Source organism: Rhodococcus sp. NPDC059968 (genome assembly GCF_042738615.1).
Taxonomy (GTDB): domain Bacteria; phylum Actinomycetota; class Actinomycetes; order Mycobacteriales; family Mycobacteriaceae; genus Rhodococcus_F.
Genome location: NZ_JBHWUE010000083.1, coordinates 15,561 through 42,167 on the forward strand (window position 1 = coordinate 15,561; position 26,607 = coordinate 42,167).

Genomic DNA, 26,607 nt, shown 5'->3' on the forward strand with positions numbered 1-26,607 from the left:
GCCGGGACCAGATTTCAGGAGCCGACGATAGACGTATTCCCGCTAGCAGGAAGGGCCGCTTGGGGGCTGGCCGTGGCGACAACAACTCGCCGACGCGCAATCGTGGAAGAGACGATGTTCACCGAAACTTGGAGAGCGACATGAAGACCACGACATTGGGACGAAGCGGGCTGCACGTCTCGCGCATTGCCTTCGGCACCTGGCAGCTCGGCGGTGAATGGGGCCGGTTCGACGAGGACGCGGCGATCGCGGCGATCCACCGTGCCCGCGAGCTGGGGGTCAATTTCTTCGACACCGCGCAGGCCTATGGTTTCGGGGAGTCCGAGCGGATCCTCGGCAAGGCACTTCGCCGTGAACTGAGCACCGAGCGTGACGAGCTCGTGATCGCCACGAAGGGCGGTCTGCGCAGGACCGACTCGGGGCTGGTCCGCGACGCGAGCCCCGGCTGGTTGCGGCGGGGGGTGGATGCCAGCCTGACGGCGCTGGGGGTCGATCACATCGACCTCTACCAGGTGCATTGGCCCGACCCGGCGGTGCCGGTCGCGGAGACGGCGGGTGCGCTGGCCGAGCTCCTCGCCGCCGGCAAGATCGGGCACGTCGGGGTGTCCAACTACACCGCCGCACAGATCGCGGAGTTCTCCGAAACTCTCCCGGTGGAGACGGTGCAGCCGCCGTATCACCTGTTCCGCCGGGAGATCGAGGACGACCTGCTGCCCGCCTGCCGGGCACACGACATCGGTGTGCTGGTGTACGGGCCGTTGGCGCACGGCCTGTTGACCGGAACCCTCACCGCGCACACCGTATTCGCCGCTGACGACTGGCGCGGCACGAGCAACGTTTTCACCGGCGACACCTACCGGCGCAATCTGGCGACGGTATCCGCACTGGAGAGGTTCGCCGCCGCACGACACATGACCGTCAGCCAGTTGGCGATTGCCTGGACGCTGGCGAATCCGGCCGTGCACGTCGCGATCGTCGGTGCCCGGCAGGCGGCCCATGTCCAGGACAGCCTCGGGGCCACCGAGGTGTGGCTCAGCGCTACGGACCTCGCCGAGATCGACACCATCATGGCGCCGGCCACGCCGGTCGCCGGGCCCTCCCCGGAGGGCATGTGATGCGCGACTTTTCGCGAAATATCGCGGTGTTGGGCACCGGAACGATGGGTGCCCCGATCGCACGCAATCTGATACGCGCCGGCTACCGGGTGAGGGTGTGGAATCGCACCACCGCGAAGGCCGCGGAGTTGGCCGCGGAGGGGCGCACCTCGCGTCCAGTCCTGCGGTCGCCACCGACGGCGCCGACGTGGTGATCACCATGCTCAGCGACGGCGCCGCCGTCGAAGAGGTGATGACCGGCCCTGCGGGCGCGTTATCCACCCTCTCTTCGGATGCGGTGTGGATCCAGATGAGCACCGTCGGCGTCGAATCCTGCACCCGTCTCGCGGACCTCGCGGCCCGGAACGGCGTCGTCTTCGTCGACGCCCCGGTCTCCGGAAGCACCGCCCCGGCCGCGGCGGGGGACCTGGTCGTCCTCGCCTCCGGTGCACGCCCGGTCCGGTCCCGGGTGCAGCCGATCTTCGAGGTCCTCGGCCGGCGGACGCTGTGGCTCGAGCGTGCCGGTGACGGCAGCCGGCTCAAACTCGCTCTCAACAACTGGCTCGCGGTGCTGGTCGAGGGAATGGCCGAAACCCTCACGCTCAGTGACGCTCTCGGAATTGACCCCGAGCGGTTCCTGGATGCCGTAACCGGGGGTCCGATGGCGTCGGACTACGCGATGAGTAAAGGCGCGGCGATGCTCGGAGCCGACTTCACCCCGGGCTTCCCGTTGCGGCTCGCCGTCAAGGACGCCGAACTCGTCTCCAAGGCCGCGCACCAGCTCGGGGTGGAAGTGGCCCTCACCAAGGCGCTGCTGCCGCGCTGGCACGACGCTGTCGCCGAGGGTCATGGAGACGACGATGTCTCCTCGGCGGTCACCGCCCCCGCGACCACCACCTCAGCCGCCAGGCGAGGAACGACGGCCGGAGCGTGACGTGACCCGCACCGAACGCGCCGACTTCCGAGGCGAGGCAACGCATCCTGCGACGGAGCCACACGACCCCCACCTGGCGGGCCGCCTGAATTGGCTGCGCGCCGGGGTGCTCGGGGCCAACGACGGGATCGTGTCCACCGCGGGTCTGGTAGTGGGTGTGGCTGCGGCCACGACGGCTACCTCGGCGATCTTCACCGCTGGATTCGCCGGCCTCGTCGCCGGCGCGGTCTCGATGGCGCTCGGCGAGTATGTCTCGGTGAGTGCGCAACGCGACACGCAGCGGGTGCTGCTGCAGCAGGAACGACGGGAGCTCGAGGAGACCCCCGCCGACGAGCTCGACGAGTTGGCGGGGTTGTACGCGGCGAAGGGACTGAGCGCGCACACCGCGCGGGAGGTGGCCGAGGAACTCACCGAACACGACGCCTTCGCCGCGCATGTCGACGTGGAGCTCGGCATCGACCCCGACGATCTGCCCAACCCCTGGCAGGCCGCCCTGTCGTCGGCGGTCGCGTTCACCCTCGGTGCGGTGATTCCGTTGATCGCGATTCTGCTGCCCCCGGTCGGACTCCGTGTCCCCGTGGCGTTCTTTTCGGTGTTGGTCGCGCTCGCGTTGACCGGGACGGTCAGCGCCGTCCTGGGCGGTGCCCGGAAGACACGCGCGGTGCTGCGCGTGATTCTCGGTGGAGCGGTCGCGATGGGCGTCACCTACGCCGTCGGTCAGATCGCCGGAACCACACTCTGACAAGCCCGTGCCCGGAGTTTGCCAGGTCCGCGCATGTTTCGTCGACCGTGCTCATGCCGTCCGCCGCACGGGTCGACTAAATAACGTCCTCCCGGCCGGGTTACGATGGGACACGACATCGAGGCCTCCTCCAGGCCGATCAAAGATCGATGTGAGCTCTGCGGCATGATGCGGAAACGACGGTCACCGGTGCGCGGCGGGCCAGCGAGCACGTCAGGTCCGCCTTCTGCACGTCGCAACGGCGATGTGCGACCACCTCCATCCGTGCGCGCGCGGTTGCTGTCGTGGTTGATGCGCCCGGCCGCCCCGCGCCTCGCGCTCGGGCTCGCGGTTGCAGCGTCTTTCATTGCGGCGGAGTCACTTCTCGTCGTGTTGCTCGAGCAGATCGCCCCCAACGAGGCTTTCGGTGTGGTCTATCTGCTCGGCGTGCTGGTGGTCTCGATGGTGTGGGGACTCGGGCTGGCGGTGGTGATGTCGGTTGCCAGCGCCATCGCCTTCGACTACTTCCGCAATTGGCCCGAGGGATTTCTTGCGGCCGGCGCCCAGAACTGGGTGGCCATTGCCGTGTTTCTGGTCGTCGCGCTGTCGGCCAACACCCTGGCCGGGGTGGCACGATCGCATGCCGACCAGCTCCGCGCGCTCGCGGAGCAACAAGCGGCGTTGCGGCGGGTGGCGACGCTGGTCGCGCGTGTCGCGACGTCGTCGGAGGTGTTCACGGCGGTGACGGAGGAGCTGGCCCGGGTACTGGGTGTGTTCAACACGGCCCTGTTCCGCTTCGAACCCGACGATGTGTCCACCCTCCTCGCGTCCCGCACCGAGCCGGGCGTGCAGCAGACACCGGTCGGCACACGCCATCCGGTCGAGGGCGAAAACGTCGTGGCGATGGTGTCACGCACCGGCCGCGCCGCCCGGATGGACAGCCACGACAATGCTGCCGGTGTTGCCGCCGCGTACATACGCAAGCTGGGCGTCCGGTCGGGGGTCGGGGCGCCGATCGTCGTCGACGGCCGCCTGTGGGGCGCGGCCACGGCCGGATCCACGCGACGCGAGCCCCTGCCACCCGACACCGAGGCGCGCATCGCCGACTTCGCGGACCTCGTCGCGACCGCGATCGCGAACGCCGAGACCCGCGCCCAACTCACCGCGTCCCGCGCCCGGATCGTCGCGGCCGCCGACGAGGCCCGGCGCCGTCTCGAACGCGATCTGCACGACGGGGCGCAACAGCGCCTCGTCTCGCTGGGGCTCGCGCTCCGCACGGTCCAGGCGTCGGTGCCGTCCGCACAGGCCGGGGTCAAGGAGCAGATTTCCGACGTGGTGCAGGGGCTGGTCGGTGTTTCGGCTGATCTGCAAGAGATTTCGCGGGGGATTCATCCGGCGATCCGGTCCAAAGGTGGACTCGGCCCGGCGCTCGAGGCGCTGGCGCGCCGTTCCGCGGTCCCGGTCGATCTCGACGTGGACCTGGACCTGGATGCGCGAGTGCCGGAGTCGACTGAAGTGGCCGCGTATTACGTTGTGGCAGAGTCGCTGACGAACGCGGCCAAGCACGCACGCGCGTCCGAAGTGAACGTGCGCGTCAGGACCGACGGTGGGAACCTCGAGCTCTCGATCCGAGACGACGGAGTCGGCGGAGCCGACCCAGCCAAAGGGTCCGGACTCACCGGTCTGCGAGACCGCGTCGAAGCCCTCGGCGGCCAGATCGAGATCGCGAGTCACGCCGGAAACGGGACGTCGCTTCTCGTCACGATCCCGTTCGCAGACGAGTAACCGCAAAGTGGTGGAACCGGTCTGGGATGTGTCGCCGCGGCCCGGCGGACCCCAGCCCAGCCCAGCGGAATTAGCAGACGGATCAGGAGCCACCTTCGGTGGGTGTACCCGTGGGAATGGTTGCCGGTCCGGTGACGGCCGGGGTGACCTCGACGATGAGCTGTTTGGTCAGCGGTTGGCCGCTCTGCTCACTGTGGTCCGCGATCGCGCACAGCACGTTCAGCTCGGGCATGTAGCCGATCACGCTGCCGGGTGGGGTGTTGTAGGCCACGGCACGGTAGCCGTACACCGAGCGGGTGCTGCCGTCACGGGCGAAGCTGGTGATGTCGATCAGGTCGAACTCGTCCAGTCCCCGTTCGCGCATGTCGTCGGCGTTCATGAACAGCGCCGTGCGCAGGTTCTTCACCCCGCGGTAGCGGTCGTTGTCGGAGTAGATGGTGGTGTTCCACTGGTCATGGGAACGCACGGTGCCCAGGGTCAACCGTCCCGGGGGCGGCACCACATCGGGCATCGGTGCGCAGGAGAACTCGGCCGCCCCGGACGGGGTGAGGAAGACCCGCTCGCGCGCGGGTTGCCGGATCCGAAAACCGAGCGGCAGTCGTACGCGGCGGTTGAAGTCCTCGAAGCCGTCGAGAACCTTGGCCATGACGTCGCGGATCCGGTCGTAGCTCTGGGTGTAGGACTTCCACGGTGTGGCGGAGGCCGGCAGCGTCGCCCGGGCCATGCCGGCGAGGATCGCGCACTCGGACTTCAGGTGCGGTGACGCGGGGGTCTTCATCCCGAATGACAGGTGCACCATACTCATCGAATCCTCGACGGTGACGCCCTGCTCGCCGGTCTGCTGCACGTCCTTCTCGGCGCCCCAGACAGGGCAGGATCAGTGCCCGACGGCCGTGTATCAGATGGCTGCGGTTGAGTTTGGTACTGACCTGAACGGTGAGCTCGCAGTTGCGCAGCGCGGCGAACGTCGTCGCCGTGTCCGGTGTGGCCAGGCTGAAGTTCCCGCCCATGCTGACGAACACCTTTACCTCGCCGGTGAGCATCGCCTCAATCGTGCCGATGGTGTCCAGGCCGTGCTCACGCGGTGGCGTGATCGAGCAGACCTGTTCGAGCCGGTCCAGCAGCAGCGTGGGTGGGCGGTGGTCGATGCCGCAGGTGCGGTTGCCCTGGACGTTGCTGTGGCCGCGGACCGGTGAGGGGCCGGCCCCTTCACGGCCCAGGTTGCCACGCAGCAGGAGCAGGTTCACGATTTCGCGGACGGTGTCGACTCCGTGTTCCTGCTGGGTCAATCCCAGACACCACGCAACCACTGTGCGGTCGGCACCCAGATATACCTTGGCCAGTTCGCGGATCGCCTTTTCCTCGACACCCGACTGGTGCACGATCTCGGCCCAGCCGGTCGCCTCGACGAGCGATCGGTAGGCCTCGAAACCGGTCGTGTAGCGCTGCAGGAACTCCCGGTCGATGGCCTTGGGGTCGGTCTCGGCGCGTTCGAGAACGATCTTCGCGACTCCGCGCAGCAACGCCAGGTCCCCGCCGATGCGGGGCTGCACGTTCATGGTGCCGGTTTTGGTGGCGTGCAGGGTACCCATCGCGAGGAAGTCGTGCGGCACGATCGTGCGGCGGCTGGCGGCCTCGATCAGCGGGTTGATGTGCACGATCTGCGCGCCGCGCCGGTGCGCCTCGGCCAGCGAGGTCAGCATCCGGGGCGCGTTGGATGCGGCATTGACCCCCATCACCAGCAGTTACTAAGGCGAGCGTAAGTATGTCGACTGATTATGCGGCTGCGCGGATGTAGGCGAGGTGGGGGTCGGCGAAGAAGCCGCGGACGAGGTGCGGCATGCGTTGCAGCCGCCGCAGAGCCCGGGTGCACAGGGTCTTGAACTGGTCGGGCCCGGTGATGCCGGATCGGCCGATGCGGTCGTGTTTGACGTTCTTCCATACCCATTCGTCCGGGTTGAGTTGCGGCGAGTAGGCGGGGATGCGGAACAGGGTCAGTCGGCCGCCCGTGGAGTCGGCGAAGGCGGTGACGGCCTTGGACCGGTGGACGGGATGCCCGTCGAGGATCAAGAACACCGGCCCGTCGTTGTCGCGGAGCAGGCGTTTGCAGAAGTCGATGAACTTCGCTGCGGTGAGGGTGCCATCGATGATCGAGAACCGCAGAGCACCTTTGGCGCTGATCGCGGAGATCATGTTCACCGAGAACCGGGCCCCGGTCACCGCAACGACCGGGGTGCGCCCGACCGGCGCCCAGGTGGTGCCGGCGTGGTAGTCGCTGCGCACGGATGCCTCGTCGGTGAAGTAGATCGTCGCTTTCGCCTTCTTCGCCTGTTTCTGGATCTTCGGGAACGTCGCGCTCTTCCACTGCTCGACGGCCTCGGGGTCGGCCTGATACGCCCGGTAGAGGGGTTTCTGCGGGGACAATCCCATCGCTTTGAGCCACCGGCCGACGGTGACCTCGGACATGGTGACCCCGAACTCGCGGCCTATCACCTCGCGAATCATGTTCCGCGTCCACAGGGCGAACTCGAACTCGAGCTGACGCGGATCGGTGCCGACGATGATCGAATACAGCCGCGCCAGCTGATCGCCGGTCAGGGTGGGCGGTCGGCCGGGCACCGGTTTCGCTTCGAGCGCCTCCCAGCCCCCGGCGCGGAACTTCGCGACCCACCCGTAGACGGTCTTGCGGTGCAGCCCCAACGTCTCGGCGACCTGTTCGGGGTGCGCCCCGGCCTGAACCTGCTCCACCGCACGCCTTCTCAACACCGCAAGGGTTGCATGGTCGAGTTTGCGGCCATCGTTATCTCGCACACCGTGATTCAATCAGACACAAGGCCAATAGTCGACATACTTACGCACTAATTAGTAGGTCTGCCTTCGCCCAATCGTCCAGGTCGCAGGTGCCCTTGCCGGTCCCCAACGACGCCGTCAGCGCGCGGCCGCTGGCCTCGTGGCACATGTTCGAGCAGTCCGGCAGGTTGTTGGTGCCGAACTCGCGCACCCACAGTTGGTATAGGAACGTCGCCTCGTTGCTGAGCCGGCCGGAGGTGTAAAACGACGCCTGATGAGGGCTGTCCAACCCCTGGAGCGTGGAGCCGACCACCTCGAAGGCCTCCGACCAGGAGATCGGCACGTACTTGTCCGACTCACGGTCATAGATCATCGGCTCGGTCAGCCGGCCCCGGTCCTCGAGCGCGAAATCCGTCCATCCCATCAGTTCGGTCACGGTGTGGCCGGCGAAGAACTCACGGTCGACCTTCTTGCGGGTCATTTCCCAGGTGACGTGCTTGATACCGTTCTCACAGATGTCGAGGTGCAGGCCCTTGCGGTCATCGGGCCATGCGCACCCCGGGCAGTCGAAGCCCCCGTCCTCGTGGTTCATCCGCTGGATCGCACGTGGGCCGGCAAGCGGCTCCCGCGTCTGCGCCAATACCTTTGCCACGCTGCGAGCCGCGCCCCACCCGGCGGACGGGTGGTGATAGTCCTCCTGGGAGAATTCGCCACCGGCGTTCGGACCGCGCCCCACTGCGGGACGGCCCGGTGCACCCTGCCCGAGTAGGTCACCGGCATCGGGGGTGTTGTTGTCCGTCATCGGGATGTCCTTTCTCCGCGTTCGACCGGCGACCGCACACAGGAGTCGGGGAGAGGTCGCCGAGCCGCAGGGGTTCCTCGAGCGGGGGTCATTTCCTGGCGCTCCCAGCTTCGCAGGCCGGATGTCGTCGTGGCCAGCGGGCATCTGCACGCACCGGCCCTCGGCGAGGAACTTGTCCACGCAGCCCACGGGTTCGACGGCTGCCCGGCGAGGTCAGATGACCTGGTTGGCGCGCATCTCGGCGATGGCGTCGGTGTCGTAGCCGAGGTCGGCGAGGATCTCGTCGGTGTGTTCGCCGAGCAGCGGTGCGCCGGTGATCGCGGGGGTGAAGTCGGAGAACTTGATCGGGGACCCGACGGTCAGGTAGCTGCCGCGTTCCTTCTGTTCGACCTCGACGACGGTGCCGCTCTTGCGGAGTGCGGGGTCGTCGGCGATTTCCTTCATGCTGAGCACGGGCGCGCAGGGCACCTCGAACGTGCGCAGCATGTCGACCGCCTGGTATTTGGTCTTGTCCGAGAGCCATTTCTCGATCTCGTCGAAGATGTCGAACATGTGCGGTTGACGGGCGGCGGCGGTGTTGTAGGCGGGGTCGTCGATCCACTCGGGCCTGCCGACGGCCCGGCAGGTCCGCGCCCAGTTCTGTTCCTGGATCGTGAAGTAGATGTACGCGTTCGGGTCGGTCTGCCAGCCCTTGCATTTGAGCACCCAGCCGGGCTGGCCGCCACCGCCGGCGTTGCCGCCGCGGGGCACCGCGTCGGTGAACGTGCCGTCCGGGTACTGCGGGTATTCCTCGAGGTAGCCGACGCTCGCGAGGCGCTGCTGGTCGCGCAGCTTGACCCGGCACAGGTTGAGCACGGCGTCCTGCATCGACACCGAGACCTTCTGACCCACCCCGGTCTTCTCGCGGGCCAGGAGCGCGGTGAGGATCCCGATCAGCAGGTGCATCCCACTGTTGCTGTCGCCGAGGGCCGCGCCGCTGATCGTCGGTGGACCGTCCCAGAATCCGGTGGTCGACGCGGCGCCGCCGGCGCACTGGGCCACATTCTCGTAGACCTTGAGGTCCGACCATGGCGAGTCGTCGTTGAATCCCTTGACGGAGCCGAAAACGAGCCGGGGGTTGAGCTCGTGGATGTGCTCCCAGGACAGGCCCATGCGGTCCATGGCTCCCGGCGCGAAGTTCTCGACGAGCACGTCGGCGTCACGGATGAGCTTCTCCATGACCTCCTTGCCTTCGGGGGTCTTGGTGTTGATGGCGAGGGACCGTTTGTTGCTGTTGAGCATGGTGAAGTACAGGGCGTCGACGTCGGGGAGGTCGCGTAACTGCTGGCGGGTGATGTCTCCGCCGGTGACGCGCTCGACCTTCAGGACGTCGGCGCCGAACCAGGCGAGCATCTGGGTGCATGCCGGGCCGGCCTGGACGCCGGTGAAGTCGATCACCTTGATTCCGGTGAGTGGCTGGATGGTCATGATGGGTTTCCGTTCTCGTAGAGGGATGTTGGTGTTCATCGATGCCCGACGCCGGTCGGGTTGAGGTGGGTGAGGTGGCCGCTTTCGGTTCCGTCGCGGGGATCGATCACGCAGTCGACGAGGGCGGGGCGGCCCGAGGCCAGCGCGTCGGTGAGGGCGGCGGTGAGCTCGGCGGGCGTGGTCGCCCGGTAGCCGGTGCCGCCGAACGCCTCGATCAGGCGGTCGTGGTGGGCGCGGCACATCAAGGTGGTGGGGGACGGGTCTGCGGAGGCGGTATTGACCCCGTCGCCGCGGTAGACGCCGCCGTTGTTGAGGACGAGGACGACGACGGGCAGCCGGTAGCGGCAGATGGTCTCGAGCTCCATGCCGCTGAACCCGAACGCGCTGTCGCCTTCGATGGCGACCACCGGGGAGCCGCTCTCGACGGCGGCGGCGATCGCATAGCCCATTCCGATCCCCATCACACCCCAGGTGCCGCTGTCGAGCCGATGCCGGGGCACGTGCATGTCGATCACGTTGCGGGCGATATCGAGCGCGTTGGCACCTTCGTTGACGACATAGGCGTGGGGGTGCACGCGCAGCACGTCGCGTACCGCCCGCAGCGCCCCGTGGAACTGCATGGGGTGCGGATCGGCGTCGAGGCGCTGCGTCATCTTGGCGGAGTTCTGCGCCGAGCGCGCCGCGAGCTCCTGTCGCCACACCGCCGGGGCCGTGATACGCCCGGGCTCGATCCGCTCGACGAATGCTCCCATCACCGACCCGATGTCACCGACGAGCGGTGCCGCGATGGGCTGGTTGCTGTCCAGTTCGGCGGGTTCGATGTCGACCTGGATGAACGTGGTCTCGGGGTTGAACTGCGGCGGCTCACCGTGCCCGAGCAGCCAATTCAGCCGCGCTCCGACGAGCATCACCACATCGGCCCGGCGCAGCGCCAGCGACCGGGCGGCCGCGGCCGACTGCGGGTGATTGTCGGGCAGCAGACCCTTGGCCATCGACATCGGCAGGAACGGCAGGCCGGTGGTGTCGATGAACTCCCGGATCTGCTCGTCCGCCTGCGCGTACGCGGCGCCCTTGCCGAACACGACCAGCGGACGCTGGGCATCGGCGAGCATGGCGATCGCGCGGTCCACCGCCTCGGGTGCGGGCAGCTGACGCGGTGCCGGGTCGATCACCCGCCGCAGCGACGCAGCACCCGCCGCCGCGTCGACGACCTCGCCGAGTACGGCCGCGGGTATGTCCAGGTAGACACCGCCGGGACGCCCGGACACCGCGGTTCGGATCGCCCGGGCGATGCCGCGGCCGATGTCTTCGACCCGGTTCACCCGGTACGCGGCCTTGGCGAACCGTTCGGCCGCCGCCAGCTGGTCGAGCTCCTCGTAGTCGCCTCGCTTGAGATCGACGATGTGCCGCTCACTGGACCCGGAGATCTGAACCATCGGGAAACAGTTCGTGGTGGCGTTGGCGAGCGCGACGAGCCCGTTGAGGAATCCCGGGGCGGACACCGTCAGGCAGATCCCCGGCTTCCTGGTCAGGAACCCGGCGGCCGCCGCTGCATGCCCGGCGTCACTCTCGTGCCGGAAGCCGATGTAACGCATGCCCGACGCCTGCGCGATGCGGGCCAGGTCGGTGATCGGGATGCCGACCACCCCGTAGATGGTCCGGATGTCGTTGAGCGCGAGTGCGCCGACGACCAGGTGGTATCCGTCGGTGTGCTCAGACGTGGCCTCGGCGAGGGTCGTCGTGGCGGCCAGTGTGGCATTGGTGGTCATGGTTGAAGATTCCTCTCGTGCGGTTATGATTATGTGCGCCTTCATCTCCCACACTCGGCGCCGCGCGCTGCCGCGTCCAAGACCTGTTACCGACCGGACAATAATCGTTGGCTATCAAGGGTTCCCGGTCCAATCCCGGTGATCGCGGCCATCACTGTTTTTCATCAGACGGCGGCGACAGCGGTGCCGGCGTCTTTCCCGCGCCGAGCGAACAAGGCCAGCACCGCGCCGACGCCGGCGGCGGCCGCCGCGACGATCATCGCGGTGTGCAGGCCGGCCATGAACGCGGCGTGGCTGCCTTGGGTGATCGCGTACGACAGTTGGCTCGGCGTCCCCGCAGTCGGCGCGACGCCCTGAGCGACCAACTCTTTGGCCGCCGCCAGCGTGGCGGCGACGGGCTGCGGGGTACCCGCGCCGGTGAGTTCCGCGACGAGGACCGAACCGACACGGCTGGTGAGGATGGAGCCGAGGATCGTGGTACCCATGACGCCGCCGAGTTGGACCGCGGTGCTTTGCAGACCGCCGGCCACCCCGGCGTCGTCGACACTGGCATTGCCCACGATGGCATCGGACGCCGCCGTCAGCACCAGGCCGATGCCCGCGCCCAACAGCACGAACGCCGGCCAGAGGGCCCGATAACCGGACCCTGCTTCCAGGAAGGTCAGCGAGAACAGGGCGGCCGCGACGCTGGCCAGTCCGGCAACCATGGCCGGACGCGGCCCGAACTTCTTGGTGACAAACCCGCTGAGCGGTGCCACCACCATCAGCGTGACGCTCAGCGGTAGCGTGCGCACACCGGCTGCCACCGGACTGTAGCCCTGCACATTTTGCAGGTACAGCGTCATGAAGAACAGCGCACCGAAGAGCGCGAAGAAGTTGATGGTGACCACCGCGGTGCCGATCGCCAGGGACCGGTTCGCGAACAGGTGCATCGGTAGCAGTGGTTCGTTGGTGCGAAGTTCGATCATCACGAATACTGCGATGGCCACCAGGCCCGCCAGGATTACGCCGACCGTTTCGCTGGCCAGCCAGCCCCAGTTCTGAGCCTTGATCAGGCCGAACACGATCAAGAACAGCCCGCCGCTCAGCGTAATGATCCCGGGCACATCGAGCCGCTGCGCGATCTTGCTCTTGCGCTCGGTGATCGCGAGCCCGCCGATCAATAATGCGGCGGCGGCGATCGGGGCGTTGATGAAGAAGACCGCTTGCCAACCGACGTGCTCGACCAGCAGGCCTCCGACGATCGGTCCGGCCGCGATCGACACGCCGGACGCGGCACCCCATATTCCGACCGCGGTATTGAGTTTCTCCCGCGGGAATGCGCCGCGCACGATGGCCAGAGTGTTGGGCATCAGGAGCGCCCCGAAGACGCCCTGCACTGCACGCAAGGCGATGACCCCGCCGACGGTGCCGATCAGGCCGATGCCCACCGACATTGCCGCGAAGCCGACGACGCCGATCAGGAACACCCGGCGGCGGCCGAATCGGTCGCCCAGTTTCCCGCCGAAGATCAGCAGGGCAGCCAACGCCAGCAGGTACGCATCGGTGATCCACTGCAGATCGGCCAGCGACGCGTGCAGGTCGATGGCGATGCGTGGATTGGCGATCGCGACGACCGACGCGTCCAGGCCCACCATGATGACGCCGATCGACACTCCGGCCAGGGTCCACCACGGGTTGCCGCGCACACCGGTGCGCCGGGAAGCCCGGTACCGGGCAGCGTCGATCCGTGCATCATGTGAAGCACCGGTACCGACGCGAGTGTCGTGCGACACCGGCCTGAACTTTTTGGATGGGAGCGTTGCCATAGCTCCTAGAATCGCGTTTCCACCATCGGTTGTCGTTGACGTTGACACCCATTACCGCTTGCCGCCAGCAGCAGAATTGGTGTACCCGCCAGCTTCAATAGCGACACTCGCGAAACCCGGGGCCGTAGAAGGATTAAGGTGAGCAGCCTTGAGTGCATGATGGCCGAACAGCGCCCACTGTGCGACCGGGCTACACCTTGCATGGAGCGCGCACACGGGAGTCCCGGCCAGATCGGTAGCGTATATGGCAGTCAATAGTCCAGTAGCACTGTGCATTACGGCCTGCGTGGTCGTCGCCGCGGCGACGGGCGCGCCGACCTGCACTAGGGCATGTCTCCCAATAGTTTGAGCCATTCGACGATGCCGGCGAGGAGGAATCCGGCCCGGTAGGTCAGGGCAAGCTTGTCATACCGGGTTGCCACCGCTCGCCACTGTTTTGCCTTGTTGAAGGCCTTTTCCACCACGTTGCGGCCCTTGTACGCCTCGGCATCGAAGTTCGGTGGACGCCCACCCGCGCTGCCCTTGTTCTTGCGGTTGGCCACCTGATCGGACTTCTCGGGAATGACCGCCTTGATGCCCTTGCTGCGTAGCAGCTCTCGATTGGCCTTGGATGTGTACGCCTTGTCGGCACGGACCTCGTCCGGGCGCGTGCGGGGTGCGCCGCCACCGATGCGCGGCACGCAGATTCCCTCCAGGAGCGGGCCGAACATCGGGCTGTCGCCGGCCTGGCCAGGACCCACCAACACCGACAACGGACGTCCGTCGCCATCGCACGCCAGGTGAACTTTGCTGGTCAACCCGCCGCGGGACCGGCCGATGCCGTGATCGGCCGGTTCGTCAAGCAGATTCGTGTAATTCGGTAGATCCCCCTGTGTCACGCGCGGCGTTGGCGCCGTGCTGGTGCACCCGCACCACGGTGGAATCCACCGACACCGCCCAATCCAGGTCGCCACCGGCATCGGCCATCGCGGCCAGGGCCATGAGTACCCGGTCCCACGTTCCATCCCCCGCGTAGCGTCGATGCCGTTTCCACACCGTCTTCCAGGGGCCGAAATACGCAGGTAGATCCCGCCACGGGAGCCCGGTACGCAGCCGGTAGAGCATCCCCTCCACCACGAGCCGGTTATTCTGGAACTTCCGCCCCCGCAGCCCATCCGAACTGGGTAACAGCAGCGCAAGCAACGCCCACTGCTTCTCGGTCAACACCTGATATCGATCCATCACCTCTGTCACAGCAAACATGTTGCCGCACGAAACCCCAAATCATTGGGAGACACGCCCTAGTACTGGTAATCCGTGTCCGGCTACAGGCTAGGCCGCGCGGCGTTGCAGGCTGACCGGCAGCAAGCATTCCGGGTGGCAGGGTTCATTCGACTCTTGGAGCGTATGCGGATCGGAAACGATTCCGAGGGTGTGCCGCCACGCGGGTGAATCCGCGCGATATCACTCCGTTGATGGAGATCCTGGCTTCAAGTTCTCGAGACAGACTTCGAGCGACGTCCCGACGAGACAACTCCGGAACTTGCTGGTCGCGTGAGTCCTCGACCACAGTGGTGGCATGTCCTACAGAAGGATCGTCTAACACGGACGATTGCACGCGATGGAATGAGTAACAGGGGTCGGGTGGCGACGCCCCACTCGGCGGCACCGGCCACGAACCGAGCCGAATTCGAAATCATGCTTGCGACATTGGAACGTGTCTGGTCTGGATCGATGCGTGCGAGGACGGCGCCGTTCAGGTAGTTGCGGTGAATCCCGCGGTGCCGAAAGGGTAACTCGGCGATCGTTTCGCCGCAGCGGGTACCCTGCCGCCCCGCTATGATGCAGATGGCCTTGTTCAGGTCCGCAACATGGTGTGAGCTGGCGTGATGACGCGGAAGTGGTTACCGCTGCCCGGCTGGTCGTTGCCCAGGCCAGGGGCGACGTCGGCGGGCGGCCATTCCGATGCGGCACCAGATGCGCGACCGCTGCGTGCTCGTTTGATGCCGCTGTTGGTGCGCCCAACGGCTCCTCCGCTATGGCTCGGGCTCGTGGTCGCCGCGTCGTTGATCGTGGTGGAGAGCTTCTTGGTACTTCTGCTCGAGTACCTCGCCCCTGGGAACACCTTCGGTGCGGTCTTCCTGCTGGGTGTCCTGGTGGTCTCCGCTGGGTGGGGGTTCGGGCTGGCGGTGATGACGACGCTGGCGAGTGCCCTTGTCTATCTGTACTTCCATCTCGAGACCGCGGGGGGTGTGCTCCCCGTCAGGGCCGAGGACTGGGTGGCTATCGTGATCTTTCTGCCCATCGCGCTCTTGGCCAACATTCTCGCGGGCCAGGCCCGGTTGCGCGCCGCCGAGGCAGATCACCGCCGCCGCGAGGCCGAGGCAAGCCGAGACGAGCTCAGCGTGCTCGCAGACCAGCAGGCCGCATTGCGGCGGGTGGCAACCCTGGTGGCGCGCGGGGCGACCCCGTCGGAGGTGTTCGCGGCGGTGGCCGGCGAATTGGCACGCTGCCTGCATGTGGTCAACGCCGGGCTGCTCCGCTATGAGGCCGACGGTACGGCGATCGTGGTGGCCGTTCAGTACGAGCCGGGGATAACGACGATGCCCGTCACCGGCGAGCGCATTCCGTTGGCGGGAGACAACGTCGGAGCGCGGGTGCTGCACACCGGCCGCGCCGCCCGGATCGACAGCCACGAAGATGCGTCCGGTCCAGAGGCCGCCCGCATACGGGCCGAGGGCATCCATTCGATAGTGGGAGTCCCGATCATCGTCGACGGCCGATTATGGGGTTCGGCAATCGTCGGATCGAGGCGCCCCGAGCCGATGCCGCCGGACACCGAGGCACGCATCGCCGACTTCGCCGATCTCGTCGGGACCGCCATTGCCAACGCGGCCACCCGCGCCGAACTGCAGGCCAGCCGCGACGAGCTTGCTGTGCTCGCCGAGCAGCAGGCGGCGCTGCGGCGGGTGGCGACGCTGGTAGCGCGGGGGGTCAGCCCGTCGGAGGTGTTCTCGGTGGTGGCAGACGAGATGGCCCGTTGCCTGCATTCGGCCAACGCGTCGGTGAGCAGCTTCGAAAATGGCATGGTGACAGTTGTCGCCGTGGCTGCCCTCACTCCCGGGATCAAGCGGGCACCGCGTGCCGGCGAACGCCACACCTTGTTGGAAGGCGACAACATCGCCTCGAGGGTGTTTCACACCGGCCGGGCCGCACGCCTGGACGGCGTGGAGCTTCAGAATGCTCCGGGGTCCATTGCCGCACGGCTTCGGAAAATGGGCCTGCGTTCCACGGCGGCAGTCCCGATCATCGTCGACGAACGGGTCTGGGGAATGGCGGCCGTCGGCTCGTTGCGACCGGAGCCGCTACCCACGGATACCGAGGCGCGCATGAGCGACTTCGCCGACCTTGTCGCGACCGCGATCGCCAACGCCGCCACCCGCGCCGAACTCATCGCCTCGCGGGCCCGGATTGTTGCGGCCGCCGACGAGACCCGCCGCCGCCTCGAGCGCGATTTGCACGACGGGGCTCAACAGCGGCTGGTCTCGCTCGGGCTCGAGCTACGCGTGGCCGAGGCTTTGACACCACCCGAACGGAATGACCTCAAGGAGCAGCTGTCTCACATTGTGTCGGGGTTGACCGGCGTGTCGGAGGATCTCCGCGAGTTCTCGCGCTGGATCCATCCGGCGATACTGTCGAAGGGCGGTCTGGGCTCTGCCATTCGGACGCTCGCTCGCCGCTCGGCCGTCCCTGTCACCGTTGACGTCGCCGTTGACCGGCGGTTGCCCGAATCTGCCGAAGTCGCCGCCTACTATGTGATTTCCGAAACTCTCACCAACGTCGCCAAGCACGCCCACGCCTCCGAGGTGAATGTGTCCGCACGAGCCGAGGAGGACACTCTCGATCTCGTGATCGCTGATGACGGCGTTGGGGGCGCCGACTCCCGCAACGGGTCAGGACTGATCGGCCTCATGGACCGCGTCGAGGCGCTCGGCGGACACTTGGAGATCACGAGTCCAGTCGGAAGCGGGACGTCGCTGCACGTCACCATCCCGCTCGAGCCGGTCTGATTCTGCAGCACGCGGATTGCTCTGGGTGTCTTCGCGGGTCCGGTTCTGGCGTTGTTCTCTGCCGGCGGTGATTCTGGGGCAGCGCTATTTCGATGTTCCGCGGCGGCGGGCCGGAGCCACCGCGACGCGGTGACGCTGCGGGTGCGGGCGACGCCGAGTATCAACCTGCCATCGCCAGGAACGTCAGCCCTGATCGGCTGCCCACCGTGCTGGCATCGCGATGCCAGCACCACCGCCGACAGAAGCCCGCAGAGCATGGGGCACATGATCAGCCGAAAGGCGACCGTCCGTGTTTTGTTGTTTTGTTGCGAGATGGTCCGGCGGCACCCCCCTTTGCTCGCCGCTGACACGTAGGGGATGTCGGGGTGGGAGGTCAGTGTGGTGGCCAGCCCAGGGCGTCGAACACAGCGATCGGGTCGAGGTAGTCCCGCCAGTGCGAGATCTCCCCGTCGTGGAGTGTGAGTACGGAGATGTATCGGTTGGCGTATCGATGTCCGGTGCCGACCGCGTGGCCCTCGGAGGCGTACTCGAGCACCACGACTCCGGTGGTCGGATCGTGGTGGACGGCCAGATCGAAGCAGCGGTCGAGAACGATTGTGGTGCCGTAGGGGCGGTATAGCTCGGCGACGGCGGAACGGCCCTCGATGTGCCGCGGGTACCCGGGGACGGTGATCACGTAGTCGACGATGATGCCTTCTGCGAGGAGGTCGAAGAAGTGACCGGGCGGAACCAGTCCATGCAGACCCTGTTCGATGATCCGAAAGAACGGCTCCAGCGCGGCGAAATCCGCGAGGTCGGCAATGGGCGCCTTCACGATGTCGAGTCTACTTTCACGCCGGAGCGGTCGTGGACGCGAATTCGGCGAAGCTGATCGGTGCCACACCGGTGGCAGAGAGCGCATCCGCCGTTGGCTGGGAGCGAAGACCGTGGGCGATCGTCTCGCGGCGAGACGACGATCTCCCCTAGCGGACAATGACTGTGCCCGCGAGCACCTTTCGCTGCGTCCTCGGTGCAGATCCGCGTGTCTCCGAATACCAGGTCCGACAGGCCGTCGACGGAGCGGGGATTTTTGCGGTCGGCGACACCGACGTCGATCCGCTTAGGCGTTGGCGGTCGTCGCGGCGTTGCGCCGACGGGGTTTGTCTCTTTCTTCTGTTGACCATCGCTAGCGACGGCTCATGCCTTCGGGGCCGGTCGGCAAGTGGCCCTCGGGTGATCCAAAATCCCCCTCGGGGGGCGTTGTCAAGTTGATTGGGGACCGCTGTTTTCGGGCGTAGGAGGGTGACATGCGGGGCGGTGTTCAGGCCGCTGAGAGCAGTTCGGTGACCTGATTCCACAGTTGGAATCGGGAACGGATCTCGGTTCGGTAGTCGGCGGCGGTCATGCGGTGCAGGGGCGGCCGCAAATGTGGGGAGATCCGGCTGAACACCGCCAGGAACCGTTGCGCGAAGCCGACCGAGCGGAAGCCCTTCATCGACCGTTCTCGTTGCCGGGTCGGTTGATGCGAGTTCTCGGCCCGATTGTTTAGATATTTCGATTTGCCGGTGCTCCACCGACGACCTGGTGTTGTGGTGTGCGCCCGGGTAGCTGGACAGTTGGTCGGTGACCAGAACCCCAGGTGCTCGGCCCTGCTTCCTCAGGATTTTCCGGAAGTACTTGTGGCGGGCAGTCGATCAGCACGGGAATGTTCTCGACATCCGGGCCTGGACCGCGATCCTGTCGTCCTTGGCGTGCAACAATGCGCTCATCTGTTCGTCGTGACGTTCAGGCTCCGCCTGGGCCTCGTGTTCACTCTCGGTGCGTTCGGCTTTGGCCTTGCGTACTTCACGCCACGCCGCGATGCGCAGGGCCGAAGTACGAGGTCTTCGCGTTGGTCGAAGCCAGCCGAAATCGGCTGGGCCATAGTCTTTCTCGCTTCGGATGCAGCTTCGTGTAGCAAGTACGACGATGGCGGTGCATGTCGGGGCACAACCGGGCAGTCGAGCCTGAGAGGCAACGGCAAACCTGGAAGTCGCTTTCTGTCGCTGTCCTCGAAGGGGTGCCCTCATCGGCGGTGCCCGACGGTGGTGAATGTCGATGAGCGCGGCCACCGGTGTGCGATCACGCCAGGAGTTCGCGGACGCGGGGGACGACGTGGGTGCCGTAGAGCTCGATGTTGGTCATGAGTGCCTGGTGGGACAGACCCCCCATGCCGTATTTCAGGTCGAAGCGGGTCGCGCCGAGGGTGGTGAGATTTTGCGCGATCTTCTGGGCGACGGTTTCTGGGGATCCGACGTAGAGCGCGCCGTGGGGACCGATCTCGTGCAGGAAGGACTCCTTGGTCGGGACGGCGAATCCGCGGGTCTTGCTGACACTGCGGATGACCTCCAGGTAGCGCGGCCAGAACTCTTCGCGGGCCTGTTCGTCGGTGTCGGCGATGTGACCGGGCGAGTGCACTCCGACCGGGAGGGCGGCGCGCCCGAAGCGTTGCAGGGCCTGTTGGAAGAGCTGGGAGAAGGGTGTGAATCGCGCCGGGGTGCCGCCGATGATCGCGAGCATCAGCGAGAAGCCGTAGCGTGCGGCGCGGATGACCGATTGGGGACTGCCGCCGACCCCGATCCATACCGGGAACGGTCCGGATTCGGTGTGCGGCACGACGTCCTGGTTGTATAGCGATGCGCGGGTCTTGCCCTGCCAGGTGACCGGTCCGCCGTCGAGCAGTTCGGCGAAGAGGTTGGTCTTCTCTTCGAAGAGGTCCTCGTAGTCGGCCAGGTCGTACCCGAACAGCGGGAACGAGTCGATGCTCGAGCCTCGTCCGAGGATGACTTCTGCGCGACCGCCGGAGACGGCGTGGAGCGTGGAGTAGCGCTGAAACACCCGGACCGGGTCATCGGAGCTCAACACGGTGACTGCCGACCCGACGTGGATGCGGGTGGTGCGTGCCGCGATCGCGGCGAGCGCCACGTCGGCGGCGGACAACGGGAAGTCGTCGGTGTGGTGTTCACCGATCCCGAAGAAGCCGACGCCGACCTGGTCGGCGAGGACGCCTTGTTCGACGACGTTCCGGATTGTCTGTGCATGTGAGAGTGGGCGGTCGTTATCGTCGTGGGTGACATCGCCGAAGGTGTCGAGGCCGAAGACGAGTGGGAACTGCACCGGTTCGTCGGCGGCGGCTCGTACATGGTCTGAAGGTGCTGTGGTCACGTCGAATCTCTATCTGGTGTGAGTGGGTAAGGGCGCGTGGCTGCTCTTATGCGGCTTCGGCGCGCAGGGCCAGTTCGAACTCGGTACGGCGCAGCGATACCCCGAAGGCGGGGCCGCCGGGTTGGAGGCGGCGGCCGGCGCGCAGGCTGTCCAGCCGGACGGTGTCGTAGCCGATGCGCTCGATGACGTCCGCCGCCACGTCCACCGCGCCTGCGTCGTCGCCGGCGACGCCGAGCGCGCGGCGTTCCCGGGATCCCACAGGTCGGCGGTCGTCTTCGAGTTCGTGGTAGCCGATGTGGTTGAGGGTCTTGACGATCGTCGACCGGGAAAGCCGATGCTGAACGATCTCGCTGCTGCAGTACCGGCGGTCGTCGAACATCGCCTGAACGCCGTCGATGGGCGGCCAGTAGTTCATCGTGTCGACGACGAGCTTGTCCGCCACCACGCCAGGGTCGAAGGCCGCGAACTTGTGGAGCGGGATCGCCAGCACCACCAGGTCGGAGCCCTCGACGGCGTCGGCGGCCCACCGCGGCTCGGCTCCCGGTGCCAGCACCTGGGTGATGAGTGCGATCTTCTCGGGGTCCCCGGAGGCCGCGATCGACACGTGATAGCCGGCGGCGATCGCGACCCGCGCGATCACTGGGCCGACGTGCCCCGCACCGAGCACGGCGATCCTCGGAAACCGCAGAGGCGACACCGTTGCACCGGTCATGAACGGCCCTCCCCGCCAGAAGCGACGGTCGATTCGGGGTGGAGATGGTGCTGCAGCGCCTGCAGGATGTCGGCGAGCGCCTCGAACTGCTCGGGCGTCAAGGCGTCAGCGAAGTGCGTTTTGATGGCCCTCATATGAGGCGCGGTCGAACGCCGGAACACCCCCGCTCCGTCTTCGGTGAGCGAGACTTCCGCGCCGCGGCTGTCGGTCGCGCACTCGTCGCGGCGGATCAGACCGCGACGCTCCATCCGTCCGAGGTGATGCGACAGCCGGCTTCGCTCCCAATCGATGGTCGCCGCCAGCTCCGATGATCGCAGCCGCATGCCGTCAGCTTCACGCAGCGCGAGCAGCACCTGATAGTCGGCCGGTGAAAGATTCGTCTCCTGCAGCAACTTCGTCCCCAGGATTCTCCGAAGCTCGCCGGTCGTGTCGAGCAGCGACCGCCAAATCGCGAGCTCCTCCGCAGTGATCCGCCGCCGCCCTGCCGCCGCGCCGGTAGCTCGGTTGCCCTCTCTCACGATCCGCACCTCATCTCATTGATACGTCAATCATAGCGCGTATGATTGACGTATCAATATTGATACGTCAATCACCGGCGAGATGGCGATGGTGAGTGGTGTCGACAGTGTCGGGGATATGACCGAAGGTAGTGATGGCAACGTTTTCGGCGAGTCACCGAACATCCGCGGACTTGTCGCGGAGAGGGACCGGTTGTCGTGCAGGCGCAACGCACGGAGTGACGGAGCGGGATCGGGCGCCCGGGGGAGGGACGCACGCCGGATCCGAGGGAATGCCGTCGGCCGGGGCCTGGGCATCTGTTCGGTGGTCGCCACGCCCGGGGCCGGTGGGGCCCTCGGACCTCCGCGCGCACGCGCTGGTCCGGCGCGCCCCGCCACAGACCCACCGGGGGTGCCGGGGATGCGGGTGCGCTGGCCTGACACGAGCTACTGGAAACGCTGGACACACGCCGCGTGACAATGAGTCCGCGTTCGTGGGCGTAACCGCTTGTTTCGCGCTCGAAGGCATCGCCGTCGATGCCTCTTCTCAATGACTGAGTTCAGGGGCGGCGGCGGATACGCCGTTTTGAGCAGCATCTGTCACAACATTTACGCAGCGTCGCTCACAAAACAGCAGGACCTCGCACGGTTTGCTCTGCAGGTCGAAGTCGGAGGTCGTCGACGTGCGTTTTCGTCAGGGCCGGTGAGAGAAACTGCCGATGGGAGCGGTTCGCGGAAGCCGTGAAATGGTCGGCGCCGCCTCGCCAGGCGCCTGGGCCGCAGTGGGTACCGGTTGGGCGGAGTTCACGCGTCCCCCTGTCCGGCGCCGCAGTGGCTGTTTCCGGCGTCCTGGCATCGACGACCTGCGTATCCGGCGTCGCGGGACTCGCGGAGGTTGGTTTTCGGCTGCTGCTGCTACCGCCGGGTCGGCGCCTCCCGATGTCGACAATCTTTCGTCGGCGACCGGTGAGGCCGACGGTCCTAGAATGGGGTTATCGCATCGTGAGGAGACCTCATGGGCAGCTGGACAGCCTGGACGCGGCGGATCGATGAACCGGTCACGGCGCGCTGAGGTCGCCATGCCGGACAACGCAGACAACTCAGTGGAGAGCACCCAACGTCAGGTCGATGCCGACATCGTTGCCGAGTTGGCGGCCGAAGGTTTCGAGGACGCGCGAATTGCCGGCCGCGGCGGCTTCGGCATCGTCTACCGATGTCGGCAGCCGGCTCTCGATCGGGTGGTCGCGGTCAAGGTCCTCAGTTCCGATCTCGACCATGTGGATCGAGCACGTTTCCTGCGTGAGCAGCAGGCGATGGGCAGATTGTCCGGGCATCCGAACATCGTTCACGTCCTGCAGGCCGGAATTACCTACACCGGACGCCCGTACATCGTGATGCCGTTTCATCGCCGCGACTCCCTCGACTCGTGGATCACCAAGCATGGGGCTTTGACGGTGGCCGAGGCGTTGGCGGCGGGTGTGAAGCTCGCCGGCGCTCTCGAGACTGCGCACCGCGGGGGAGTAGTGCATCGCGACATCAAACCGGCCAACATTCTGCTGACCGAGTACGGCGAACCGCAGTTGACCGACTTCGGCATCGCCCGGATCACCGGAGGGGAGGAGACCACCCAGGGGGTGGTGGCCGGATCGCCGTCGTATACCGCTCCGGAGTTGCTCAGCGGCGCCGATGCCTCGACCGTCACCGACGTCTACGGGCTCGGTGCGACGTTGTTCACCGCGCTCGCGGGCCGGCCGGCGTATGCCCGGCGCCGGGGGGAGCAGGTTTTCGCGCAGCTTCTGCGCATCGGCACGGATCCGCTGCCCAATCTTCGAGACGAGGGAATCCCCGACGCGGTGTGCACGGTAGTCGAGGCGGCGATGGCCCGCGATCCGGCGGATCGGCCCGGCACGGCGGCCGAGTTGGGGGCCGCGCTGCGCGGGGCGGGGGAACAGCTCGGCTTCGCGATGGCGGTCATCCCGCTTCCGATCGCCGGTGACGACGATCGCCCCTTCCGCGCGTCGGACGAGATTCCCGCGCGCGGTGTGTCGGAATACCTTCGACACCGGCCGAGCGCCCTGACAGGGGTCGAGCAGCCGCCGCCGCCGAGTGCGTCCACCAAGTACCGTCCGCCGGTCACCCCTGGTGCGACGGTGGCGCGCACGCACCTGCTCGAACGCCTACACCGGAGCGGTCGTCCTCGTCTCGTGCTCATTCACGCACCCGCGGGGTTCGGTAAGAGCACACTCGCCGCCCAGCGCCTCGAGGCACTGCGGGGGGAGGAAGTGGTGACGGCGTGGCTGACGATCGACAACGACGACAACACGCTCATCTGGTTCCTCAGCCACCTGATCGAGGCCATCGCTGTGGCGCAACCGGGATTCGGCCGGGAACTGGTCCGGGAACTCGAGATCCACGGCTCTGGCCGCGTTAGGTCTGTGCTCACCTCGTTGATCGACAGGCTTCACTCGGCAGACCAGCACGTCGCTCTGGTCATCGATGACTGGCACCGGGTGACGAGCGAAGACACGCGGTCCGCGCTGGCGTTCCTCCTCGAGCACGGCTGCCACCATCTCCACCTGATCGTCACCAGCCGTACCCGGCTCGGTCTTCCCCTCAGCAAAATGGGAGTTCGCAACGAGCTGGTCGAAATAGACTCCGCAACATTGCGTTTCGATGTCCATGAGTCTGCGCAGCTGCTCGTCGACCGCACCGGGCTCGACCTGGAAGAACCCGATATCGTCGAGCTCGAACAGTCGACGGACGGGTGGGCGGCGGCACTGCAACTGGTTTCGCTGGCATTGCGCGATCACCCGCATCCGCGGGAGCTGATCAACCACCTGTCCGGTGGGAATCGGGCGATCGGGGTGTACCTCGCCGAGAATGTCCTCGACAGTCTCGATGCTCGCACACTCGACTTCCTCCTCGCCACCTCGATCACCGAGAAGACGAGCGGGGGTCTGGCGCGCGCGCTCACCGGCAACCTGGAGGGGCAAGCCACGCTCGAGGACGTCGAGGCACGTGACCTGTTCTTGCGACGCCTCGACGACGAGGGGGAGTGGTTCCGCTATCACCACCTGTTCGCCGAGTTCCTCCACCGCCGCCTCGAGCGTGAGGACCCCGCTCGGCTGGTTGATCTCCATCGGCGAGCGGGCCGATGGTTCGCGGGCCGGCACCTTCTCAGCCAGGCAGTCGACCACTACCTCCTCGCGGGCGACGAGGACGACGCTGTCGCGCTCGTCGAGGATGTTGCGATGGACCTGCTCGAGCAGTCGCAGATGGGAACTCTTCTCGGCCTCGCCGGGAAACTGCCGGCGAAGAAGGCCTCCCATCACCCCCGTCTGCAGATCACGATCGCGTGGGCGCACGCACTCCTGCACCGCCCACGCGACGCCGAACGATTTCTTGCGGTCGCGGAGACAGCACTGGGCACCGGAGTCGACGACAGCGCTACCGAAGATCTGCGCGTCGAGGCCGCCTTCATCCGGGCGACGGTCACCGTCTTCGACGACGAACTCGATGGGCTCGACGAGGCAGTGGAGGGATGTTTGGCACGGGCAAGCACTCTGCGACCATGGGTTTTGGGCGGAGCTGCCGACCTCGCGTCCTTCCATGCGATACACCGCTTCGACTTCGACGAGGCCTTGCGATGGCAGAAATGGGCGCTTCCGTTCCACCAACAGTCCAGCGGCCCCTTCAGCGTCATCTACGGATACTGCATGGCGGGGATCGCCGCGCGCGAACAACTCGATCTCTCGGCCGCGGAGGCGAGTTTCCGGCATGCCATGGAGGTGGCAACAGAGGCGGAGGATGGTGTGGGTTACGGTGCACGGCGCACCGCTGCCCTGCTCGGCGACCTTCTCTACGATCAGGGGCACCTCGCCGACGCCGACCGTCTCCTCGACCGCAGTCACACATTCGGCGCGGAGGGCGGCACGGTCGACTTCATGCTCGCCACCTACGGGACGGGTGCGCGACTGAAAAGCGTGCTCGGGCAGCGGGAGGCGGCGAAGGCGCGTCTCGACGAGGGCGGCCGGTTGGCGCAACGACTGCGGTTGCCGCGATTGGCAGCTTGCGTCGCGAACGAACGGATCCGGGCCGGGTTCGGATGGCCCGGGTCGGGCAACCCGGACATCGCCGGCGAGAGATGCCATCATCACGACCGGGACAACGGAATCGCGATCATGACCGCAGAGCTGGAGGAGGACTCGGCGATCCGCGCGGCCCTCATCGCACGGACTGACGGACAGGATCTCGGCACCGTGTGCGAGAGGGCACACGCGCTCGTCGAGTCGATCGATCGACGGGCCCGTCCGCGGGCGTTCCTCAATGCTGCCTTGTTGCAGGTGGAGACCCTGGCCGTCGCAGGGCGCGACGAGGCCGCGCTGACGGCACTGGTGCCGCTCGCCGAACAGTGCGCTCGACTCGGTCTGTTCCGGCCGATGCTCGACGCCGGACCAGCGGTGACCGAGTTGGCAAGAAATCTTCGGACACATCTCCATGAACGCTCAGCCGCTACCGTCTCCGTCGGCTTGGACGAGTATCTCGCCGATCTGGAGAAACAGCCGACCTGACCAATGCGGTGTCAATGACGGGTGCAGTGCCGTGCAAACGCCGAATCTTCAGTCCCCGTTCCGGCGGGGGCGCTCGAGCGCCGCGCCAACCTCGAAAATCCGTCCTGCAGCAGGATCGCGATTCCGGACAGCGTGCTCGTTGTCGATTCCTTCCCGGCCGTGCTGATCCTTGCTCTCGGCATCGACCTATTGCGGCCCAATGCGAACCTGGAGCCCTCTTCTCCAGAGACAAGTGGTCGGTCAGTGGCGCAACATAATTCGTGAGGCGCCTGCTCGGATGACGGTTAGTCCGAAGTTGCGGTAGCTCTCGGCGGAGATTGCATGATCGACCTGAGAAGACGACGGAAATCGATTCGGAAATGTAGCCACTAATACTGCGTGTCGTTGCGGTGTCTCAACCGATAATCGATCTAACATGAAGACAT

At 66.6% G+C, this 26,607-nt stretch carries 15 protein-coding genes and 3 pseudogenes; 6 read left to right on the plus strand and 12 right to left on the minus strand.

Annotated features, from left to right (window positions below; translation table 11 throughout):
• The first annotated feature begins 140 nt into the window (after window positions 1–140).
• The 4 genes and pseudogenes from ACFWAY_RS40805 to ACFWAY_RS40820 all read left to right on the plus strand — a co-directional run bounded on the left by ACFWAY_RS40805 (window position 141) and on the right by ACFWAY_RS40820 (window position 4,534).
• The gene (locus ACFWAY_RS40805) at window positions 141–1,115 is read left to right on the plus strand and encodes an aldo/keto reductase (RefSeq protein WP_378514543.1); all 975 of its coding nucleotides are present in this window, start codon (window positions 141–143) and stop codon (window positions 1,113–1,115) included.
• Window positions 997–2,028: pseudogene (locus tag ACFWAY_RS40810) on the plus strand (NAD(P)-dependent oxidoreductase); the annotation flags it as partial. The gene ACFWAY_RS40805 and the pseudogene ACFWAY_RS40810, both read left to right, overlap by 119 nt.
• 1 nt (window position 2,029) lies before the next feature.
• Complete coding sequence (locus ACFWAY_RS40815) at window positions 2,030–2,770, plus strand: VIT family protein (RefSeq protein ID WP_378514544.1); 741 nt, start codon at window positions 2,030–2,032, stop codon at window positions 2,768–2,770.
• A 264-nt stretch (window positions 2,771–3,034) separates the two neighbouring features.
• On the plus strand, window positions 3,035–4,534 hold the full coding sequence (locus ACFWAY_RS40820) for a DUF4118 domain-containing protein (RefSeq protein WP_378514545.1): 1,500 nt from the start codon (window positions 3,035–3,037) through the stop codon (window positions 4,532–4,534).
• Window positions 4,535–4,616: 82 nt separating this feature from the next.
• Here ACFWAY_RS40820 and ACFWAY_RS40825 read toward each other — a convergent pair.
• From ACFWAY_RS40825 to ACFWAY_RS40855, 7 genes and pseudogenes are all read right to left on the minus strand, one after another.
• Window positions 4,617–6,279, minus strand: a pseudogene (locus ACFWAY_RS40825) (molybdopterin dinucleotide binding domain-containing protein); the annotation flags it as partial.
• A 31-nt stretch (window positions 6,280–6,310) separates the two neighbouring features.
• Window positions 6,311–7,345, minus strand: a complete 1,035-nt coding sequence (locus ACFWAY_RS40830) for an IS630 family transposase (RefSeq protein ID WP_378514546.1) — start codon at window positions 7,343–7,345, stop codon at window positions 6,311–6,313.
• A gap of 52 nt (window positions 7,346–7,397) precedes the next feature.
• Window positions 7,398–8,126: pseudogene (locus ACFWAY_RS40835) on the minus strand (molybdopterin-dependent oxidoreductase); the annotation flags it as partial.
• 213 nt (window positions 8,127–8,339) lie between these two features.
• Complete coding sequence (frc, locus tag ACFWAY_RS40840) at window positions 8,340–9,593, minus strand: formyl-CoA transferase (protein ID WP_378514547.1); 1,254 nt, start codon at window positions 9,591–9,593, stop codon at window positions 8,340–8,342.
• Window positions 9,594–9,628: 35 nt separating this feature from the next.
• Window positions 9,629–11,362, minus strand: coding sequence for an oxalyl-CoA decarboxylase (gene oxc, locus ACFWAY_RS40845; RefSeq protein ID WP_378514548.1), 1,734 nt, complete (start codon window positions 11,360–11,362; stop codon window positions 9,629–9,631).
• Window positions 11,363–11,526: 164 nt separating this feature from the next.
• Window positions 11,527–13,137: an MFS transporter gene (locus ACFWAY_RS40850; protein ID WP_378514549.1), complete on the minus strand. Its 1,611-nt coding sequence runs from the start codon at window positions 13,135–13,137 to the stop codon at window positions 11,527–11,529.
• Window positions 13,138–13,493: 356 nt separating this feature from the next.
• Window positions 13,494–14,391 (minus strand): IS5 family transposase gene (locus tag ACFWAY_RS40855; protein WP_378514557.1). Its coding sequence is split into 2 segments (ribosomal slippage): window positions 13,494–14,051 and window positions 14,053–14,391, totalling 897 coding nucleotides; the frame shifts between segments, so codons are not numbered across the junction.
• A gap of 761 nt (window positions 14,392–15,152) precedes the next feature.
• Here ACFWAY_RS40855 and ACFWAY_RS40860 point away from each other — a divergent pair.
• A complete protein-coding gene (locus tag ACFWAY_RS40860; protein ID WP_378514550.1) occupies window positions 15,153–17,219 on the plus strand; it encodes a GAF domain-containing protein in 2,067 nt (688 codons plus the stop codon).
• A gap of 373 nt (window positions 17,220–17,592) precedes the next feature.
• On the opposite strand, the gene ACFWAY_RS40865 is transcribed toward ACFWAY_RS40860, so the two are convergent.
• The 5 genes from ACFWAY_RS40865 to ACFWAY_RS40885 all read right to left on the minus strand — a co-directional run bounded on the left by ACFWAY_RS40865 (window position 17,593) and on the right by ACFWAY_RS40885 (window position 21,506).
• The gene (locus tag ACFWAY_RS40865) at window positions 17,593–18,033 is read right to left on the minus strand and encodes a nuclear transport factor 2 family protein (protein ID WP_378514551.1); all 441 of its coding nucleotides are present in this window, start codon (window positions 18,031–18,033) and stop codon (window positions 17,593–17,595) included.
• 486 nt (window positions 18,034–18,519) lie between these two features.
• Entirely contained in the window at window positions 18,520–18,837 is a 318-nt protein-coding gene (locus ACFWAY_RS40870; protein ID WP_378514558.1) for a DDE-type integrase/transposase/recombinase, read from the minus strand.
• Between the two features lie 482 nt (window positions 18,838–19,319).
• Window positions 19,320–20,402: an Atu2307/SP_0267 family LLM class monooxygenase gene (locus ACFWAY_RS40875; RefSeq protein ID WP_378514552.1), complete on the minus strand. Its 1,083-nt coding sequence runs from the start codon at window positions 20,400–20,402 to the stop codon at window positions 19,320–19,322.
• A 46-nt stretch (window positions 20,403–20,448) separates the two neighbouring features.
• Window positions 20,449–21,114, minus strand: a complete 666-nt coding sequence (locus ACFWAY_RS40880; protein ID WP_378514553.1) for an NADPH-dependent F420 reductase — start codon at window positions 21,112–21,114, stop codon at window positions 20,449–20,451.
• Window positions 21,111–21,506 carry a MarR family winged helix-turn-helix transcriptional regulator gene (locus ACFWAY_RS40885; RefSeq protein WP_378514554.1) on the minus strand — a complete coding sequence of 132 codons (396 nt, stop codon included), beginning with the start codon at window positions 21,504–21,506 and terminating at the stop codon, window positions 21,111–21,113. Before ACFWAY_RS40885 ends, ACFWAY_RS40880 begins: the two co-directional genes overlap by 4 nt.
• Before the next feature lie 1,184 nt (window positions 21,507–22,690).
• On the opposite strand from ACFWAY_RS40885, the gene ACFWAY_RS40890 reads away from it, so the two are divergent.
• A complete protein-coding gene (locus ACFWAY_RS40890) occupies window positions 22,691–26,182 on the plus strand; it encodes a protein kinase (RefSeq protein WP_378514555.1) in 3,492 nt (1,163 codons plus the stop codon).
• Window positions 26,183–26,607: the final 425 nt, after the last annotated feature.